19 protein-coding genes and 1 other annotated feature are annotated in these 20,116 nt (G+C 42.5%); of the genes, 2 read left to right on the top strand and 17 right to left on the bottom strand.

The features are described 5' to 3' along the window. Positions 1-39: 39 nt before the first annotated feature. The 15 genes from ND6B_RS16245 to yceD all read right to left on the bottom strand — a co-directional run bounded on the left by ND6B_RS16245 (position 40) and on the right by yceD (position 13,652). Positions 40-1,259 (bottom strand): IS3 family transposase gene (locus ND6B_RS16245; protein ID WP_223230517.1). Its coding sequence is split into 2 segments (ribosomal slippage): positions 40-971 and positions 971-1,259, totalling 1,221 coding nucleotides; the frame shifts between segments, so codons are not numbered across the junction. Continuing rightward, positions 865-981 (bottom strand) — a sequence feature (AL1L pseudoknot). Its footprint overlaps the gene before it by 117 nt. 508 nt (positions 1,260-1,767) lie before the next feature. Continuing rightward, on the bottom strand, positions 1,768-3,627 hold the full coding sequence (locus ND6B_RS16255; protein ID WP_033102709.1) for an alkaline phosphatase D family protein: 1,860 nt from the start codon (positions 3,625-3,627) through the stop codon (positions 1,768-1,770). A gap of 4 nt (positions 3,628-3,631) precedes the next feature. Further along, entirely contained in the window at positions 3,632-4,411 is a 780-nt protein-coding gene (locus tag ND6B_RS16260; protein ID WP_013464702.1) for a TatD family hydrolase, read from the bottom strand. Positions 4,412-4,428: 17 nt separating this feature from the next. Further along, entirely contained in the window at positions 4,429-4,755 is a 327-nt protein-coding gene (locus ND6B_RS16265) for a PilZ domain-containing protein (protein ID WP_008109887.1), read from the bottom strand. Between the two features lie 12 nt (positions 4,756-4,767). Next, positions 4,768-5,682: a DNA polymerase III subunit gene (locus ND6B_RS16270; protein WP_033102708.1), complete on the bottom strand. Its 915-nt coding sequence runs from the start codon at positions 5,680-5,682 to the stop codon at positions 4,768-4,770. A gap of 1 nt (position 5,683) precedes the next feature. Then, a complete protein-coding gene (gene tmk / locus ND6B_RS16275; protein WP_013464700.1) occupies positions 5,684-6,310 on the bottom strand; it encodes a dTMP kinase in 627 nt (208 codons plus the stop codon). Positions 6,311-6,315: 5 nt separating this feature from the next. Then, positions 6,316-7,302: an endolytic transglycosylase MltG gene (gene mltG, locus ND6B_RS16280; protein ID WP_033102707.1), complete on the bottom strand. Its 987-nt coding sequence runs from the start codon at positions 7,300-7,302 to the stop codon at positions 6,316-6,318. After that, positions 7,302-8,093, bottom strand: a complete 792-nt coding sequence (gene pabC, locus ND6B_RS16285) for an aminodeoxychorismate lyase (protein ID WP_033102706.1) — start codon at positions 8,091-8,093, stop codon at positions 7,302-7,304. Before pabC ends, mltG begins: the two co-directional genes overlap by 1 nt. A gap of 68 nt (positions 8,094-8,161) precedes the next feature. Beyond that, complete coding sequence (gene fabF / locus ND6B_RS16290; protein ID WP_008109876.1) at positions 8,162-9,400, bottom strand: beta-ketoacyl-ACP synthase II; 1,239 nt, start codon at positions 9,398-9,400, stop codon at positions 8,162-8,164. Positions 9,401-9,669: 269 nt separating this feature from the next. After that, positions 9,670-9,906: an acyl carrier protein gene (gene acpP / locus ND6B_RS16295; protein WP_008109873.1), complete on the bottom strand. Its 237-nt coding sequence runs from the start codon at positions 9,904-9,906 to the stop codon at positions 9,670-9,672. Between the two features lie 250 nt (positions 9,907-10,156). Next, complete coding sequence (gene fabG, locus ND6B_RS16300) at positions 10,157-10,903, bottom strand: 3-oxoacyl-ACP reductase FabG (protein ID WP_013464697.1); 747 nt, start codon at positions 10,901-10,903, stop codon at positions 10,157-10,159. An 11-nt stretch (positions 10,904-10,914) separates the two neighbouring features. Further along, positions 10,915-11,841 (bottom strand): ACP S-malonyltransferase, encoded by a 927-nt coding sequence (gene fabD / locus ND6B_RS16305; protein ID WP_033102705.1) that lies wholly within the window; start codon positions 11,839-11,841, stop codon positions 10,915-10,917. A gap of 53 nt (positions 11,842-11,894) precedes the next feature. Continuing rightward, complete coding sequence (gene plsX / locus ND6B_RS16310) at positions 11,895-12,935, bottom strand: phosphate acyltransferase PlsX (RefSeq protein WP_013464695.1); 1,041 nt, start codon at positions 12,933-12,935, stop codon at positions 11,895-11,897. A 12-nt stretch (positions 12,936-12,947) separates the two neighbouring features. Further along, on the bottom strand, positions 12,948-13,118 hold the full coding sequence (gene rpmF, locus ND6B_RS16315; protein ID WP_008109865.1) for a 50S ribosomal protein L32: 171 nt from the start codon (positions 13,116-13,118) through the stop codon (positions 12,948-12,950). A 9-nt stretch (positions 13,119-13,127) separates the two neighbouring features. Next, entirely contained in the window at positions 13,128-13,652 is a 525-nt protein-coding gene (yceD, locus tag ND6B_RS16320) for a 23S rRNA accumulation protein YceD (RefSeq protein WP_013464694.1), read from the bottom strand. A 131-nt stretch (positions 13,653-13,783) separates the two neighbouring features. On the opposite strand from yceD, the gene ND6B_RS16325 reads away from it, so the two are divergent. Then, the gene (locus tag ND6B_RS16325) at positions 13,784-14,380 is read left to right on the top strand and encodes a Maf family protein (RefSeq protein ID WP_033102704.1); all 597 of its coding nucleotides are present in this window, start codon (positions 13,784-13,786) and stop codon (positions 14,378-14,380) included. Here the strand turns inward: ND6B_RS16325 and ND6B_RS16330 are convergent. Further along, a complete protein-coding gene (locus ND6B_RS16330) occupies positions 14,373-15,017 on the bottom strand; it encodes an HAD-IA family hydrolase (protein WP_033102703.1) in 645 nt (214 codons plus the stop codon). The genes ND6B_RS16325 and ND6B_RS16330 overlap by 8 nt on opposite strands. Positions 15,018-15,028: 11 nt before the next feature. Further along, positions 15,029-15,988 (bottom strand): 23S rRNA pseudouridine(955/2504/2580) synthase RluC, encoded by a 960-nt coding sequence (gene rluC, locus ND6B_RS16335; RefSeq protein WP_033102702.1) that lies wholly within the window; start codon positions 15,986-15,988, stop codon positions 15,029-15,031. Between the two features lie 769 nt (positions 15,989-16,757). Here rluC and rne point away from each other — a divergent pair. After that, positions 16,758-19,937: a ribonuclease E gene (gene rne / locus ND6B_RS16340; protein ID WP_033102701.1), complete on the top strand. Its 3,180-nt coding sequence runs from the start codon at positions 16,758-16,760 to the stop codon at positions 19,935-19,937. The last annotated feature ends 179 nt before the right edge of the window (positions 19,938-20,116 follow it).

The raw sequence follows: 20,116 nt of genomic DNA, 5'->3' as shown, positions 1-20,116 counted from the left end.
TGAATCGCCCCGAGTTCATCGGAGACCAGTTTGTTTAAGTCAGGCCACTTTACCTGACTCGTTTAAATTATCATAGTAGTCTGTTTCATATTGAGCTGGTGAAATATACCCAATTGAAGATAATAAGCGTTGATTATTAAACCAATTGACCCACTCTAACGTTGCGTATTCAACAGCATCAACATTCTTCCACGGGCCATTTCTGCGAATAATCTCTGTTTTAAATAATCCATTTATTGTTTCAGCCAATGCATTGTCATAAGAGTCACCCACACTGCCTACAGACGCTTGAATTCCAGCTTCAGCAAGTCGCTCAGTGTATCGTATAGACAAATATTGGCTGCCTCTGTCGCTGTGGTGAATTAACCCTTCGGGGTTGCCACGATGCCAAATAGCTTGCTCTAACGCATCAAGAATAAGCTCTGTGTGCATTGTCGTTGATACACGCCAACCTACAATGTATCGTGAAAAAACATCTATCACGAAAGCGACATAAACAAACCCACTCCATGTGGCAACATAGGTGATGTCAGCTACCCAAAGTTGATTTGGCTGCTCAGCAGTAAATTGACGATTAACTAAATCAAGTGGCTTATCTTGTTGCTCGTCAGGTATCGTTGTCTTATGTGCTTTACCCCGACGAACACCTTGAATTCCCATAACTCGCATCAATCGTTCGACTGTACAGCGGGCGACTTGATGGTCGTCAAGCTGTAGCTGCTTCCATATTTTTCTTGCACCATAAACTGACATATTATCCTCCCACACTTCGCGAATGAGTATTATCAGCTCAGCATCACGCTTTTTGCGGTTAGACAGTCGCTCAGGCTCTCTTTGTATCTGTTTATGAGAATAATACGTTGATGGTGCAATCGGCAATTCCTTGCAAATTGACTCGACACCGTAATGCTCTCTGCAAGCATCAATAAAATCCACTATTACTTCTGTTTGCGGTCGAGCTCCGCTTGGGCGAAAAAAGCGGCAGCTTGCCTCAGGATATCATTCGTTCGCTTGAGCTCTTTATTCTCGCGCTCTAAGACGGCAAGGCGTTCTTCAGTTGATTGCGTATTAGAAGAGGGTTTAGACGGTTGAGCTTGAGATTTCTTGACCCATGCTCTAAGTGTTTCTGGGGTACATCCCAGTTTATCTGAAATCGATACTAGCGCAGCCCAAAGAGAAGGGTATTCATGCTGTTGTGTGGTAACAAGCCTAATTGCACGTTCACGAAATTCTGATGTATAGCGATTTGATTTTTTCATAGTTCCAGTTTCTCAAGTTATTGAGTCTCTGGCAAACACGGGGCGATTCATTATAAGTATTAGCAAATACTTTGTATTCTCTGTGCAGCGCGCAGCGCCTCGGTGTCCTCTGTGGTTCAAGAGTAATTTTTATGTTTTGGGTTTAAGTGATTTATTCACAAAGAGGGTTATGAGACGCTGCGCTTTTAGATATTTAGCTCGAAGCTCGTCGCCCGCGACATTAAAAATGACGCGACATGAAGTCGCTGCTACAAGTCGGCAATAATATCAACCTAGAACCGGCTTGACCCTCTCATTTGTTTCTCATTCCCTTCTCTTTGTTCAAAAGATATTTTAGTGATTTATTCACAAAGAAGGTTAAGAGACGCTGCGCTTTTAGCTATTTAGCCCGCAGCTCGTCGCCCGTCGCTCACGACATCAAAGAATGCCGCGACATGAAGTCGCTGCTACAAGTCGAAAATAATATCAACCTGATACCTAGCACCTAAAACCTATCGCCTGTTCCAATTTACTGCTCTTCTAAATCAAATTCGGTGGTGTGGCCGTCGCCGTGTATGAGCTGGTAACGGTCTAAATTACCGCCTTTAAGGGTAACCAAACTAATCGCTGAATCGCTTACTAGGTACTTTTGGCCTGTGCCTTTAGTTTGGTGTTTGTCGACTTCCATGTGCCAGCGTTTGGTAAAAAAGTTAAGCGGACTTTTAGGGCCATATAAAATGGAGTCGAGCTTATCAAGCACATTTATTAGCTTACGCGGGAACTCGTTTTTAATGCCACTGGCTGTGAGCTGCCAAATTCTGTTGGGGTGATCGCCAAAACGCTTTTGCACTGAAAAACAAAACGAATAATGCACGTCGCCTGATAAAATCAGCGTTTCATTTGGGGTGTCGGTACGTCTAAATGTGTCGAGCAATTTTTTAGCTGAACCTTCGTGCGCCATCCAGTTTTCTACATCAACCATAAGCGGTTGCCCACACATGTTAAACACCGCTTGAATTGCCTCTATTGATTTAACCCCAAACACCGGTGCGGGCGATACAATAATGACCTGGTCATGGCTGAGTAGGCTTTCCTCAAGCTCAGTGAGACGCTCCCAATCTAACAAGCCTGAGGGTTCATTAAAGTTCTGCTCGTTACGCCAGCGGTGTGTTCGGGTATCAAGCACCACCACTTTAGGAATAGTCGTTAGCTCATAATGCCAATGGTTAAAATCGTTTAGATGTTTATCAAATGCTTTAAATTGCCAGTGCTGATCCCCCGCTAGACTTGTTATAAATGGAGTAAGTAGCGCACCGGTTTTTTGTAGTGCGTCGTTACCCATTCCCTGAAACAGCCAATAGCTTGCTAAGCCATTATTTACAATACGCTTGCTACTGGGGTTTTGATTAATGGCTTGCTCCCACCCGGCGGTGAGGTTCCAATCATCAGTTACATCGTGATCGTCAAACATCATTAAGGTAGACACATTGGCACATAATCGCTCTACCTCAGCTAAGCCTTTAGCGTAATCAATGAGTGTGGCTTTTTCTGTGCTAAACAATGCTTGGCTTTTTTCGTTACCGCCTGAGTAATTTAGCTTTGATAAGTCAACATATTGCCACGCGGTACTACTAAAATTGAGTAAATACAGCGCTACAAACTCTTCAAAATGAATAAGGTGGTTATACGCTTTTACGCTAGAAAAATGCGGCTCGTCTTTTTTTAACCAGTAACCTATACCTAATTTAGAGCGCTTTTTCCACGAGGTGGTGGGTAGTAAATGATGGCGGCCATAAAGCTGTTGGCTAATATCGTCGGGTAAATCCAGCGCAAGCGCTTGCTCTTTGTAAATGCCTAATTGCTCGATGAGTTTATGGATAGCTAATAACATAGGCCCTGCTACATCGTCAGCATATACCTGATCGCCCGAGAGCAATAGCAACTGCGCCCCTTGTTGATTATTACTGCGTTGAGTAGCTTGCCACTGACTTGAACTAACTAGGCTGTCTTTTGCGGGATGATGTGCATTACGACACGAGCCATGCAATATTTGCGTCAGTCTTTTGGGGATCACAAACGCAGGTAACGCGCCATCATTAAAACTAAACGCTGATAAATCAACGGGGCTGTCATCAAAAAATAACTGATATTGTAGTAATATGTCGCGCGGGAACTGACTGTTTATGGGTTTAATAACTATGAACTGTAAAAATAAATGTTCACCCAGTCTAACGCTGTTTTGTTCGCTATAGCATTCGTAGCCCATTAGCTCTATACGGCCGTTTACCTGCTTTGAGGTAGCAAACTGAATACAAACTGTGGTTTTTTCTGCTCGGCGCACCATAGGCCCCATAAGTAACAGCGGGTGTTGCACCGAGAGAGTCGTCATGAGGTTAGCCTTTAGCTGCTAATTTAAATAAAGAATAAAAATTATCGGTAGTGGCCTTTGCCAACTCGTTAAAGCTAATACCTTTTAGTTCACTAATATAGTAAGCAACGTCTTCCACATACGCTGGCTGATTAGTTTTACCACGGTACGGTACTGGGGCTAAATACGGCGAGTCGGTTTCAATAAGCAGTCGATCAAGTGGGATTTGTTTTACCACTTCTTTAAGTTCTACCGCATTTTTAAAGGTTACAATACCTGAAATAGAAATATAAAAACCCATATCAATGGCTTTTTTGGCCATATCCCAATCTTCGGTAAAGCAATGTAATACCCCACCGCAGTTTTCTGCTTTGTGTTCACGCATTAAATTAATGGTGTCGGCACGAGCGTCGCGGGTATGAATAATAAGTGGCTTTTGTAATTCGTTGGCTACTTCAATATGGCCAACAAAGCTTGCTTGCTGCACTGCGTGAGTGTCTTTCGCATAATAGTAGTCAAGCCCGGTTTCGCCAATGGCCACTACTTTGTGGTGCGAGGCTAAATCAATTAATTGCTGTTTGTTGAGCGCGTCTTTTTGATCAAGCGGGTGCACACCACATGACGCTGATACGTCGTCGTAATGCTTAATTTGCTCTAGCATGTTAGGGAACTGATCAAGTGTGACGCTCACACATAAAAAGTGTTCTACTTTTTTTGCGCGTGCGTTATCAAGTACTTGGTCTAGGTTTAAATCGAGTTTATCAAAATCAAGACGGTCTAAATGGCAATGAGAATCTACAATCAAAATAAGGCCTGTTTTTACTACATGGTATAAGTTGGATTGCCGGAGTTTAACATAGTCCCCAGCAGTTTTTCGATCTTCGCGTTTAGGTTTGTTTTATCATCTAAAAAGCTAATGCCGATCCCCGGAGGGTTTGAGCTTTGTGCACCTTGCGGAGTGATCCACGTGACTTTACCGGTGACCACATCGTCTTCTAAGGCATCAGGTAAGGTTACTCGTAAAGCGAGTGAATACCCAGGCTCATAACGCATATTGGTGCGTACAAATAGCCCCCCTTTTTTTAAAAAAGGCATGTAGCAGCGATATAGTTCGTCAAGGTCATCTATATCAACTAATAGCTCTTGCATATCTAATCCTTTTTATTGGTTGCGTAATGTATACGCTAGTCGTGATACCGCAAGCGGTAAGTTTAGCCCAAGAATTTGTATGTTATTTTGTAAAAAATCATTCAAGGCTTGCTGTGCAACTTGGTAGGCTTCAAAACTCATGCCGTTTAAAAGCTGCTGTTTTAGCTGCTCACTTAAAAATAAGGTAAAAATACGAACAAGCTCAGGCTGTTTATTTATTATATCGACTAACGCATTGAAATTATGGCTTTGTTTAAACTCAGTTGCAAATTTATAGAGTGTATCAATACTTTCTAGCTGATTTTGCTGTTGCCACTGCTTTACTTGCAGGGGTTGACTGTAAAACAATGATAACCATGGGTAGTTAGGCACGTCTAAAGAACTTAGCCACTGCTTTGCTAGCTGGCTGTTGGTTACTTTGACCTCAGTTTTAGCACAGCGGCTTAAAATAGTCGCTGGTAATTGCGCCGCTTGGCTGGTTGTGAGAATTAAAAACCGGCTGTTACTGGGCTCTTCTAAGGTTTTTAATAATGCATTTGCTGCTGCCGTTGTCATTTTTTCGCAGTTTTCAATAATCGCCACTTTGTTGCCATTTTGCGCCGCCGACTGGTGCATAAAATCGCTTATGCCGCGTATGTCGTCTACACCTATGCTTTGCCCTTCTACTTGAGTAACGCGTTTATCTGGGTGCGTCCCAGCTAGGTTTAACGAGCAGCTTTTACACTGCCCACACGGCGTTAGCACGCTATTAGGTGCACTCAACTGTGATTGTGTATTGTGACATAACAAACTGTTAGCTAATTGATCGCTTAGCTCAAACTTACCTACTCCAATAGGCCCGCAAAATAGCTGCGCGTGATGAAAGCGCTGCGCTTTATAGCTTTGAGCTAAGCGTTGCTCTACATCGTTAAGCCATGGCAATGCCATATTATTTTAATCCTGAAAAAAATGTGCGCAGTACATTAGTAATATCACGGTGTACTTTATCAATACTTTGGTTAGCATCAACGGTTTTAATGCTGTCGTCATCGTTTGCAAGCTCAATGTAACGCATACGAGTGCGCTGAAAAAACTCAATGGCTTCTTGTTCAATTCTATCGAGTTCACCCCGCCCTTTTGCACGTTCAAGACCAATAACAGGGTCAATATCAAGGTAAATGGTTAAATCGGGTTTTAATCCTTTTAACACCATAGAGGATAACGACGCTAACGTGTTTGCACTAATTCCGCGTCCACCGCCTTGATACGCCTGTGACGATAAGTCGTGACGATCAGCTAATACCCATTGCCCTTGCTCAAGTGCAGGGTTTATTACATTGTGCATTAGCTGTGAGCGAGCTGCGTACATAATAAGTAGCTCAGTTTCAAAGGCAATTTCTTCTTGATGCTCTGCTTTTACTAAGGTACGTAACGATTCAGCCAATGGCGTACCACCGGGTTCACGAACATTAATAAAATCAATATGATGATGGTTTAAAAAGTCTTGGCACAAGGCAATAGCGGTTGATTTACCTGCGCCCTCTAGGCCTTCTATCACTATAAATTTTGGTTTCATAAACACTAATTCTTTTTATTTAAAATATACCGGTTAACCGCCGCATTATGTTGCTTTAATGTGGTTGAAAACTGATGGCTGCCATCGCCTTTTGCTACAAAGTAAACATACTCGCTTTTAGGCGGGTTTACCGCGGCTAAAATCGCTTCTTTGGATGGCATGGCAATGGGTGTGGGCGGTAATCCGTTAATACGATAAGTATTATACGGTGTGTAATTTCTCAAGTCTTTACGTTTAATATCACCGTCAAAATCTTCGCCTAGCCCATATATTACGGTTGGATCGGTTTGTAAGCGCATATTGGTATTTAATCTATTTATAAATGCCGATGCAATTAACGGACGCTCGCTGGCAAGCGCGGTTTCTTTTTCGATAATAGAGGCCATGATCAGTGCTTCATAGGGGGTATCGTAAGGTAAATCACTTGCCCGTTGCTGCCAAGCATCAGCCAACGTTTGCTGCATTTTTTGCGCTGCTCGTTTTAATAAACTGCTGGCAGTATCATTGCTATGGTAATGATAGGTATCGGGGAATAACCAACCTTCTAGATGGGTTTGCTTACCTATTATTTGCTCGCCAAGTTGCTCAAGTTTTAAATCGTTTTGTAAGTGTGTAGAAGTACTCAGAGTATTTAAAACATCTCTAAGTGCTTGGCCTTCAATAATGGTAAAGCTAAAGCTAATTTGCTGACCTTGGTTAATTTTTTTGATGTTATTAAGCACGCTATCTGAGCTTAATTCGTACAAACCTGCTTTTAAATCGGTCAAGGTTGGGTCGAGCTTAGCTAATATTTGAAAACGCCAACAGTCTTCTACCCACTGTTGCTGCTGCCACTGACGACACAATTTATTAAAGCCGGTGCCTTTTTTAACTTCAAATTGGGTGTTATCGGCTATCTGTAATGGCGTTTGAATTGTTGCCTGTAATTGCTGATAGCCAATCACTGAGCTAAAAAAAGCCAGCAATAATACTGATACTATAACTTTTAACACTAAGCCTCCTTGGCTACTGTTAGTAATGACTGACTGTGAGCAATATCAAAACAATGCTCGCCTATGCTTTTTACCGGCACAATTTTCATTAAACTATTACATACAAATACCGCGTCTGCTTGGGTAAGCTCATCAACGCTGATAGTTTTAAATTCAATTGCTAATTTATCACATAAAGATTGCAGAAAAACACCTTTAATGCCGCACTCATCAAGCCTGGGGCTAATTACTTTATTATTTTTTATTGCAAAAATATTAGCCGCTGAGGTTTCAATTACATTGTTGTTGTAGTCAAGTACAAGTGCATCATCACTTTGCTCGGCTTGTAGGGCATTTTTAATCAATACTTGCTCAAGCCTATTTAAGGTTTTAAGCCCTGCTAAGTGCGGTTGTAAAGCCAGTTTAATTGGGCTAATAGCTAAACTAATTCCTGTCTCGTGTAAGCTGTGATAATGCGCTGGATAAGGTAAAACACTCACAATAATGTTTAAATTACATTCGTTTGGTGGCGCATAGCCTCGCCCGCCCTCGCCACGTGTTACCACTATTTTAAGAACCGCTTGAACCTGTGATGCTATTTGCTGAGTAATGTGCGACTCAAGTGCTTTAAACTCAAGCGCTGGAAACCCTAAACGCTGCGCACATTCAATTAAGCGCGCTTTATGATAAGCCCAATGCTCAACCTGTCCATGAGTAATAATTGCGGTTGTAAAAAAACCATCGCCATAGTTTAAGCCCCTATCGCGGGTACTTATGGTACTGGTTTCACTTGCTGTTATTATTGTTTGCATATTTTTTTACACATAAAAAAACCCAGTTAAACAACTGGGTTCTTATTGTCGTTCGTTGTTAAAAAAGATTATACCTTTTTAAACAGTAACGAGCCATTAGTACCACCAAAACCAAATGAGTTACATAAAGCGTAATCAAGTTTGGCGTCTCGCGCTGTGTGCGGAACGTAATCTAAATCACACCCTTCATCTGGGTTGTCTAGGTTAATCGTGGGTGTTACTTTTTGCTCGGTCAACGATAAGATAGACACTATCGACTCAACAGAGCCCGCTGCACCTAGTAAATGACCCATCATCGATTTAGATGAGCTTACCATCACATCTTTCGCTGAATCACCAAAAATGGTTTTAACCGCTGAGGTTTCGGCTTTGTCACCCGCGTGAGTAGACGTACCGTGTGCGTTAATGTAGCCAACTTGCTCTGCATTTACTTGCGCATCGTTTAATGCGTTTTCCATAGCCAGTGCTGCACCTGCGCCGTCTTCTGGTGGCGAGGTCATGTGGTAGGCATCGCCACTCATGCCAAAGCCAACAAGCTCTGCATAAATTTTAGCACCACGAGCTTTAGCGTGTTCGTATTCTTCAACAACTACTACACCAGCGCCATCAGAAAGCACAAAGCCATCACGGTCTTTATCCCACGGACGAGACGCTGCTTGTGGGTCGTCGTTACGCGTTGAAAGCGCACGCGCGGCATTAAAGCCACCCATACCAATTGGCGTACACGCTTTTTCTGCGCCACCGGCAACCATTGCATCAGCATCGCCGTAGGCAATCATACGTGCTGCATGGCCAATGTTGTGCAGGCCTGTGGTACATGCCGTCACAATTGAAATATTAGGACCACGCAAACCGTGCATTATTGATAAGTGACCCGAGATCATATTAATAATGGTAGACGGTACATAAAACGGCGATAACTTTCGTGGACCGCTGTTTAGTAATTTAATGTGGTTTTCTTCGATTAGGGTTAAGCCACCAATGCCTGAACCTACCGCTACACCAATACGGGTTGCGTTTTGCTCAGTGACTTCGAGGCCTGAATCTTGAAAAGCTTGAACACCCGCTGCAATGCCATACTGGATAAATAAATCCATTTTTTTAGCATCTTTTGGCGACATATAAGCCGATGCATCAAAATCATTGATTAAACCAGCGAAGTGAGTACCAAATTTTGATGTATCAAAGTGGGTAATATTTTGAATACCACTTTTACCATCTAATAAGCCTTGCCAGGTTGATTGCACATCATTGCCTAGCGGCGTCAACATTCCTAAGCCAGTTACGACGACACGACGTTTAGCCACGGTTTGCCTCCAATAAGGAATTATTATTATACCAATTAACTTAGCTCAGTTTATTTCAGCGTTAACGCTGTTGCTAGTTATGTTATTAGTATTGGGGATGATCATACCCAAGCTACCTCAAAGTGCGAGTCTCAAACCAATAACCAACGCTGAGCAATAACAACTTAATTGCTGATGATAGGTGAGAGTTTGGAATTGAATCATGTACTTTGAGGTGGTTTGGATATAAAGATTAAAGGCAGCGGATGCTGCCCTTAATTTGCGATTAATTACTCAGCGTGAGCTGTAACGTAATCGATTGCAGATTGTACTGTAGTGATCTTTTCAGCTTCTTCATCTGGGATCTCAGTGTCGAACTCTTCTTCAAGAGCCATTACTAATTCAACAGTATCAAGAGAGTCTGCACCTAGGTCATCAACGAATGAAGCTTCGTTTTTAACTTCTTCTTCTTTAACACCTAGCTGTTCGATGATAATTTTCTTTACGCGTTCTTGGATATCGCTCATTCTTCTTTCCTTTATTAAAAACGCCAATGCGTTATTTTCAGATTGCGGCGTAGTTTACGTCCGATAATTCTCTGATTCAATCTTTTGACCATAAATAATTTGCTGGTCAAACCTCTTGAGTGTTTATTTTATCTTTTATCGCTTATTTTCACAGCGATTTCAAGTATGTTTAAAGCAAGTTTGCGAAAAATTCAATATTTTTTAGCAAACTCATTGGTAATTTGTGGTTTAACTATTTCGCATTGCGAAGCTAAACCATGTACATCGCACCATTTACATGCAAAGTTTCACCTGATACGTACGCAGCGGCGTCAGATGCTAAATAACACACAGCTGCTGCAATCTCATCTGGCTGGCCTAAACGACCCGCAGGTACGTTTGCAAGCGTTGCTGCTTTTTGCTCATCTGTCAAATCATCCGTCATGTCTGTTTGGATGAATCCCGGTGCAACCACGTTAACAGTAATACCACGAGAGGCAACTTCACGCGCTAATGATTTAGAAAAACCGATAACACCCGCTTTAGCTGCCGCGTAGTTCGCTTGGCCAGCGTTACCCATAGTGCCCACTACTGAGCCAATATTGATAATACGGCCGTTCTTTTTCTTCATCATTGGGCGAAGTACCGCTTTAGATAAACGGAAAATAGAGCTTAAGTTGGTGTCGATAATATCGTCCCACTCACTCTCTTTCATGCGCATTAATAAATTATCGCGCGTAATACCGGCATTATTCACTAAAACATCAATATCACCTAAATCGGCTTTAATTGCCGCTAATGTTGCCTCAATTGACGCAGGATCGGTGACGTTAAGCGCATAACCCTTACCGTTATCACCTAAGTATTCGCTAATTTTAGCCGCACCTGACTCGCTTGTCGCTGTGCCCGCTACCTTTGCGCCTTGTGCCACTAAGGTGTTTGCAATCGCTTTACCAATACCACGGCTAGCGCCGGTGATCAGGACAACTTTGCCCTCTAAAGAAAATAAATTACTCATATTATATACTCTTATTTAGCTGTATCGATTGATGCAAGGTCGTTAACTGAGCCACACACCATCGCTTTATCAATGCGTTTTGCAAGTCCTGTTAATACTTTACCAGGACCAAATTCATAACTTTGCGTTACGCCTTGTGCAACTAATGCTTGCACTGTTTCAGTCCAACGAACTGGGCTGTATAACTGACGTACTAATGCGTCTTTAATTGCATCGGCTGAACCTTCAGCTTTTACATCAACATTATTAATTACATCACACTTAGGTGAATTAAATATTAAAGCCGCTAAATCGGCGGCTAATTTTTCAGCCGCAGGTTTCATAAGTTCACAATGCGACGGTACGCTGACCGATAATGGTAGCGCACGTTTTGCGCCGGCTTCTTTACAAGCTACTGATGCTCTATCTACTGCATCTTTATGACCGGCAATAACCACTTGGCCTGGCGAGTTGTAATTAACCGGTGAAACAACCTCACCTTGTGCAGACGCTTCACATGCCGCTTTAATTTCGTCATCACCTAAACCAATAATAGCGGCCATAGAACCCACACCCGCAGGGACGGCTTCTTGCATGTATAAACCACGGTTTTCAACCAGTTTTACGGCTTCACTTAGGCTGATCACATCGCTACATACTAGTGCTGAGTATTCGCCTAAGCTATGCCCTGCCATGACAACGTCTGCATCTGGATTTGCTGCTAACCAATGACGGTAAATAGCAACGCTTGCTGTTAATAAAGCAGGTTGAGTACGGTGAGTTTGATTTAGTTTTTCTTCTGGACCGTTAAGAACGAGATCTGCTAGGTCGTATCCTAGTGCGGTTGATGCTTCTGCAAATGTGGCTTTTACTATGTCTGAGCTTTCAAGTAGCTCGTTTAACATACCCACAGTTTGCGAGCCTTGACCTGGAAAAAGAAGTGCAATTTTTTGTGCCATAGTTTGCTCTTTTAATTAAACAAAATAAATAATGTATAACACGGCACATCAATTTACTGATTGGCCACCGTGTCTTTAGAATGTGTTTTTTCGAAGATAGCAGCAATTTTATCCGGAAGTTGACGTTCTACTTCTTTCACTGCTTCGTCGATTGCGGCATGAAATGCTTTAGCTGAGGCATTTCCATGGCTTTTAACAACAATACCGCGCAATCCTACCAGAGAAGCGCCGTTATACTGGTCGGGGTTCACTCTTTTATAGAGTTTTTTTATGATTGGCGCCAACATAAACGCCATGCACTTATAAACAACGTGTTTTTCGAGAGCGCGAGTGAATTTTTTCATGATAAGTTTGGCAATGCCTTCGCAGGTTTTAAGTGCTACGTTACCGACAAACCCTTCACAGACGATAACATCGGCTTTGCCAGAAAAAATATCGCTACCTTCGCTATACCCAATATAATTAATCAGCTCGCTTTGCTGCATTAACTGCGCGGCTTGCTTAATTTCGTCGTGACCTTTGATGTCTTCGGCGCCAATATTTAATAAACTGACTTTTGGGTTATCACACCCGAGTGCTTGTCCTGCCACTACCGAACCCATAATGCCAAATTGATACAGCATTTGCGCATCACAGTGCACATTGGCACCTAAATCGAGTAAGTAAACAGGATTTTTTCGTTCAGTCGGTACAGCCGATATGAGTGCGGGACGTTTCACTCCTGGAAGCATTTTTAATACGTAATGCGCCATAAAAAATAGCGCCCCTGTATTGCCAGAGCTAACACAGGCTTGCGCTTCACCCGATTTAACTAAATCAAGGGCAACACGCATTGAGGAATCTTTTTTTGAGCGTATAGCAACAGCGGGTTCGCAGGCATTGGTGACAACGTCATTACAATGGCGAATTATTAATCTGGGATGAGAAAGTGAATCGAGTGATTCTAATTGTTTAGCTATTACTTGCTCGTTGCCACATAAAATGAGTTTTAAGTTGGCATTAGCATTTACCGCGGAAACGGCTGCGGGGATAGATGAACGGGGGCCATAATCGCCCCCCATCATATCTAACGCTATGGTTAGATTGGTCAGCATATAAGCAATCTCTTAGTTAGAAATTACTTGAACGCCTTTGTAGTAACCATCTGCAGTCACATGGTGACGACGATGAGTCTCACCAGATGTTTGGTCTACAGTTAAAGTTGGACCACTGATCGCATCGTGTGAACGGCGCATGCCGCGTCTTGCACGAGACTTTTTGCTTTTTTGTACAGCCATAGTCTTCTCCTAAGAATCTTTCTTAAGTTGTTTCAAAATATCAAATGGATTTGGTTTATCATCTTCCGCCTTTAAAACACCAAAGCTGGCAGGCTCTGCTGTATAACTGCATGAAGCTTCGTTGTGGGTAGGCACTAATGGCACTGCTAAAATAAGCTCGTCTTCGATTAACTCAAACACGTCTATTTCACCATTTTCATCAAGTGCTACTTCGTCGTAGCTTTCTGGAAGATCATCTGACTCTGCATCCAAACCGACTGGCGAATACACAAAGTCTTGATCCAAATCCAACCCTAAATCACCATTACAACGTTGACAAGTGACAGTTACGTGTGTGGACAAATTGCCACTAATCACAACTAAACCTTGCTCATCATTTTTGCAATGAATTTTTACCGCTATTTCACCTACTTCTTCCTGGATAACCCCTCGTAAACGAGGAAGTTTCTCAAGCGGTACAATGCCGTCATACTTTAAACGGTGTTGCGCTGCTTTGCCCGGATGAAGGGTGATGGGAATTTTCACCTTTTGCATAGGGGCTGCATCATATAGATAGTTAGTGGGTTAGTCAAAGTAAAAAACCAATTTTACGTTGTTTTTCACGTGTTTTACTCACGGATCTGATTTATCCTAACTCAATCTGATTTACGCTAGGAAAACATGCCATGAAGCACTCTCTTATATTAGCCTCAAGCTCGCCTTTTAGGCAGTCTTTATTACAAAAATTTAATCTGCCTTTTGAAACGTTTTCGCCCGATGTTGACGAAACGCCTCACAGCAACGAAACACCTAACGATCTTGTTAAGCGTTTAAGCGAACTAAAAGCCGCAGCTGCGGTCGAGCATTTTGACCAAGGCTTAGCGATTGGCTCCGATCAGGTTGCTGTATTTAATGACCAAATATTAGGTAAACCACACAATAAAGAAAACGCCATGAAACAACTCAGCTTATTTAGTGGGCAAACGATCACTTTTTTAACTGGCTTGTGTGTGTACGATATACACACTAAGCAAAGCAAAACCCTTGTTGAGCCCTTTAATGTAACCTTTAAAACGTTAACAACGGCGCAAATAAGTGCTTATTGCGATGCAGAGCAACCTTATAATTGTGCAGGAAGTTTTAAAAGTGAAGGCTTGGGTATTTGTTTATTTGAAAAGCTCAGTGGTGATGACCCAAATAGTTTAATTGGTTTACCACTCATTAAACTCAGCCAGTTATTGGCTGAGTTTGGCTTAGATGTATTAAGCGCTCAAACTAACTAAGTAAAAGTTGTTGCAACTGCTGATAGTTGTCAGCGGTTGCAATAGGCGTAAACTCGTTTAATTGCGCAGCGTTGTGCACGCCCATGGTTACCCCTAGTCTATCCATACCTGCAGCTTTTGCCATTGCCATGTCGATTTGCGTGTCGCCTATCATCAATGCTTCGTCGGCGCTTATAGCCAGCTCTTCAAGAAGTTGATAGAGCATATCGGGAGCGGGTTTTGATTTAGCGTCGTCGCTGGTACGCGTGGCACTAAAAAAGTGACGCAACTTGCTTTCATCCAATAAACGCTCCAACCCTACCCGACTTTTACCTGTGGCAACCGCCAATATTACGCCTTGATTTTTTAACGCAGTGAGTACCTGTGCAACGTGATCAAACACCGGTGTTGGGGTGGTATCAAGCGCATACTGCTGTTTATAACCTGCAATAAGCGCTTCGTGATGCTCACTGTAATCAGGAAACAAGGTCGCTATTGCGTTTTCAAGCGACAAACCAATAATATTTTTACTGGCCGTATCGCTCGGCGGTTCAATATTGAGTAACTGTGCACTTTTGCGGATACAATTAACTATTTTGCTAATTGAATCCATAATGGTGCCGTCCCAATCAAAAATCACCAGCTTATAGTTTTTCATGGTGGGTGAGATCACGCTTTTGCTGCTCTAAGTTTAACTAAACAACTTGATAGTGCTTTGTCTAGTGGTGCTTCTACTCGCATGGTGGTTTCGTTTTTAGGGTGGTAAAAACTTAAATCATGGGCGTGTAAAAATAAGCGGTTTAAACCACGTTTACGCATTGACTCGTCAAACCCTTGATCGCCATATTTGTCATCACAAGCAATAGCATGACCTTGACACTGAGTATGCACACGAATTTGGTGAGTACGACCGGTTACAGGGGATGCTTGTACTAATGAGCAATCGTTAAAACGCTCAAGCACTTTAAAGCGGGTATGCGACGGTTTGCCCTCAGTGTTATCAACACGTACTACGCGCTCACCCGATTTTAGGGTGTTTTTGCGCAAGCCTTCAGTCACATTTTTTGTTTTAGAGTCCCACTGCCCCTCAACAAGTGCCCAATAATTTTTTTCCATGGTTTTTTCGCGTAATTGCTCATGCAAGGCTGTCAGCACAGAGCGGCGCTTAGCAATGAGTAAACAACCTGAGGTATCACGGTCTAAACGATGCACAAGCTCAAGGCTACGCTCTTCTGGGCGTAAAACACGTAATGCTTCAATAAGGCCATAGCTTAGGCCACTGCCGCCATGCACAGCCATACCCGATAGCTTGTTAATAACCATCAGGTATTTGTCTTCAAATAGAATATCGTCTTCAAGGCGCGTTACTTTATCGAGTTTCGAAGGGACAAACTCTTCACGCTCTGACACTCTGATTGGTGGTATACGAATAACGTCGTCTAGCTGCAATTTATACACAGGTTTAATGCGTTTTTTGTTTACACGCACCTCACCTTTACGAAGAATTTTGTAAACTGCGCTTTTAGGCACCCCTTTTAAATGGGTAATAAGAAAGTTATCAATACGCTGACCTAGGTGGTCTTCGTTGATAGTGACAAAAGTTACTTGTAAGCCGGTTTTTTCTGACATTGCCTAATCACTGATTTAAGTAAAATAATTTAGTTGCTAACACAGTTATAATAGTGGGATAATCAGCAGCGCAAATATTTCGTATTTGCAAATAACAACGGTGCTTTTTAACACATTAAAACATTCGTGATGCACATTCTGGGTAACCGATCATACAGATCCGAGTTAAGTTTTCCAAAGCTTTTATACATACCCAGTTAACACGTGCGCACAACTAACGGCAATGCGCGTAATATATTGCTGCTTAAGTTTGAACATGAATTGATTTTTAAAGTGATAACAAAAGCAATGAACAGATAATTTGTCTGATAGTGGCGGCGTAAAAAAACGCCGTTCAGAATTCGCTCAAATATTGTAGTACCGTACAGCAGCTTATTTAGAACTAAAAAAATCTAATAAATAAGCGTTCATTAACATCGGTAGCGATTTTTGCTCATAAAAACGATAACGGTAGTTTTAAAACAAAACTATGGTTTGAAGCTAAAGAGCCCTACGTACCTAATATGAATGCATTTAATAAGATTGTTATGACAGGCCAACTTCTGGATAAAACGAGTATTGAGCTAAACAGCCGACACGTTTGTATCCTCTTAGAATTTAATAGCGTGATTACACCCTATTGTTTGCCGGCATTTAAAATACTGCTTACTAAATACAGAGCCGTTCCGTTAAAGACCCAGTCGTGAGACTGCACATTCTAAAAATAGGAACACCTGAACAGGCGAGAAAACATCGTCATGTCAGCGACACAAACTAGTAGAGTAACATTATGAAACGTATGCTAATCAATGCAACGCAGCAAGAAGAAATGCGCGTAGCACTGGTTGACGGCCAGCGCCTATATGATTTAGATATAGAAAGCCCAGGTCATGAACAGAAAAAAGCCAATATTTACAAAGGTAAAATCACACGTATTGAACCATCTTTAGAAGCAGCATTTGTTGATTACGGTGCTGATCGTCATGGTTTCCTTCCTTTAAAAGAAATTGCCCGTACTTACTTCCCGCAAGGTTACACCTTTCATGGTCGTCCGAATATTCGCGACGTGATCAAAGAAGGTCAAGAAGTTATTGTACAAGTTGATAAAGAAGAGCGCGGCCAAAAAGGGGCAGCACTGACTACCTTTATCAGCGTGGCAGGTAGTTATTTAGTACTTATGCCTAACAACCCTCGCGCTGGCGGTATTTCTCGTCGTATTGAGGGTGATGAGCGTACTGAACTTAAAGAGTCGCTAAGCCGCTTAGAACTTCCAAAAGGTATGGGCTTAATTGTTCGTACCGCGGGTGTTGGTAAGTCGTTTGAAGAACTAAACTACGATTTAAAAGCATTATTAGTCCACTGGGAAGCCATTCAACAAGCGGCAGACAGTGCAAAAGCACCATTTTTAATTCACCAAGAAAGTAACGTGATTTTCCGTGCAATTCGCGATTATTTACGTCGTGACATTGGCGAAATTTTAATTGATAAGCCTCGTGTTTTTGAAGAAGCTAAAGCGCACATAGAGCGTTTTCGTCCTGATTTCATGAGTCGCGTTAAGCTTTATCAAGGTGATACACCGTTATTTACACATTACCAAATTGAAAGCCAAATTGAGTCTGCGTTCCAACGTGAAGTGCGCTTACCTTCAGGTGGTTCTATTGTAATTGACCCTACTGAAGCACTTACCTCTATCGATATCAACTCGTCTAAAGCAACAAAAGGCGGCGATATTGAAGAAACAGCGCTTAACACCAACCTAGAAGCGGCAGATGAAATTGCACGTCAACTTCGTTTACGTGATTTAGGTGGCTTAATTGTTATCGACTTTATTGATATGACACCTCCACGTCATCAACGTGAAGTAGAAAACCGCTTAAAAGATGCTGCTCGCCCAGATCGTGCGCGCGTACAAATTGGTAAAATTTCTCGCTTTGGCTTACTTGAAATGTCGCGCCAACGCCTACGCCCTTCACTAGGCGAAGCAAGCCAAGGTGTTTGTCCACGTTGTAGTGGTCAAGGTACAATTCGTTCTAACGAATCAATCGCATTGTCTATTCTTCGTTTAATTGAAGAAGAAGCGATTAAAGACAACACCGCTCAAGTTAATGCTCAAGTGCCTGTTGCTGTTGCCGCTTATTTATTGAATGAGCAACGTCGTAGCGTTCACCGTATTGAAAAGCATCATAAATGTGATGTAGTGATTATTCCTAATCAACACATGGAAACACCTCACTACGAAGTAATGCGTTTACGTAAAGATGAAACGCTTGAAACTGTAAGTTACGAGCAAGTTGTTGCGCCTGAGCCTGAAGCATTTGAAATGTCTAAATCGCCAGCGGCACCTGTTCGTGAAGAGCCGAAGCTTAAAGGCGTCGTTATGCCTTCAACGCCTGCTCCACAAGCGGCAGCAAAAGCTGCGCCGGTAGTAGAAGCAAAAGCTGAAATTGGTTTATTTGCCGCATTAGGTAAATGGATTAAGTCGTTATTTGCAAATGAAAATGAGCAAACAACACAAGAGTCTTCTGAGAAGAAATCTCAAGAGCGTACCAATAACAACCGTGGCAATGATAATCGTCGTCGTAACAACCAACGTCGTCGCAATAATAACCCACGTAATAAACCACGCAACGAACGTAATACAGATTCTGAAACTAAAAATGAGTCAGCACCTGTAAGCGATACGCAAGAAAAGAATGAGAATCGCAATAAGCGCCGTCGTAATTCAAATACGCGTAAACGTCCTGAGCATAAAACAGAAGATAAAACGCAAGTAAAAGCAGAAGCAACTCAAAAAGCGGATACTGCAGTTAAATCTGATAAGAATGCTGAGCCAAAAGAGCAAAAGCCTAAGGTACGTCGTCAACGTCGTAATTTACGTAAAAAAGTTCGCGTACAAGACGAAAGCACAGAGCAAGTTCAAACAACTGAGCAAGCTGTTGAGCAACCAGTGGTTAAAGAAGACAAGCCACAAGTGAAAGAGCAAGCTCCTGTTGTTGAAAAGCAAGCGCCGGTATCTGATGAAAAAGCACCTGTACCTGCTAAAGAACAAGCTGAGGCTGTTGTTGATGCAAACGATAACGTGGCAACACAAGATGAAGAGCAAGAGCAAACACGTACTCGCTCACGTCGTTCACCGCGTCATCTTCGTGCATCTGGCCAACGTCGTCGTCGCCCTGAAGGTGAAAACGCGCAAGAAAAGTCTTCTGATGAAGCGCCTGCTTTCATTCCAGTTGCGGATCAAGCCGCTGCTGAATACGAAGCAGAGCTAAAAGCAAAAGCACATACAACGGCCGTTGATGCCTCTGATGCAGTTGAACAAAACATTGTTGAAGAAGAATTAGCGAAAGTTGAAGAGCCTGTAAAAGCTGAAGAACCAGTAAAAGCTGAAGAACCAGTAAAAGCTGAAGAACCAGTAAAAACTGAAGAACCAGTGAAAGCTGAAGAACCAGTAAAAGCTGAAGAACCAGTGCAAGCTGAAGAACCAGTGCAAACTGAAGAACCAGTGCAAACTGAAGAACCAGTGCAAACTGAAGAGCCAGTAAAAGCTGAAGAACCAGTGAAAGCTGAAGAGCCAGTTAAAACTGAAGAACCAGTGAAAACTGAAGAACCAGTGAAAACTGAAGAATCAGTACCAGCGGAAGAAGTCGCTGTTGAAGCAGAAACTGCACCGGCTAGTGCTACTGAAACACCTGTAGAAGCGAAAGAAGCACCTGTGGTTGAAAATAAACCTAAGGCAGTTTCGCAAACGAGTTCAGCTAATGTAAACGCTAAAACAGTGATTACAGCAGGACATGCAAGTGCGCCAATGGCACAGCCTGCGCCTGTAGCCGATAGCGAAACCAAGCATACATCGGTTGCAATGGCACATGACAAACGTGAGTTAATCCCTGACAGCGGCCTTCGCCCTGGCTCGGTAAAACCTGCCGGTCGTGCAAGCTCAGCAATGACTAAAACGCTGAGTGCTGAATAAGCACTGAGTTTAGCTCAAAGCATAAAAAAGCCGCGTTAATTGATTTTAACGCGGTTTTTTAATGCCTGGCATTTATGTAACTGGCAAACGGGGTTCGGGCTGCGAGGATCGGGTAAGGAGTAAAGACTGGAGGTTAAAGGTTAAAGGTTAAAGGTTAAAACATTCGAAGCTTCGCTTCA

The organism is Pseudoalteromonas sp. ND6B (genome assembly GCF_000764215.1).
In the GTDB taxonomy this organism is placed as follows: Bacteria; Pseudomonadota; Gammaproteobacteria; order Enterobacterales; family Alteromonadaceae; genus Pseudoalteromonas; species Pseudoalteromonas tetraodonis.
This window is presented reverse-complemented; position numbering and strand designations above follow the sequence as displayed.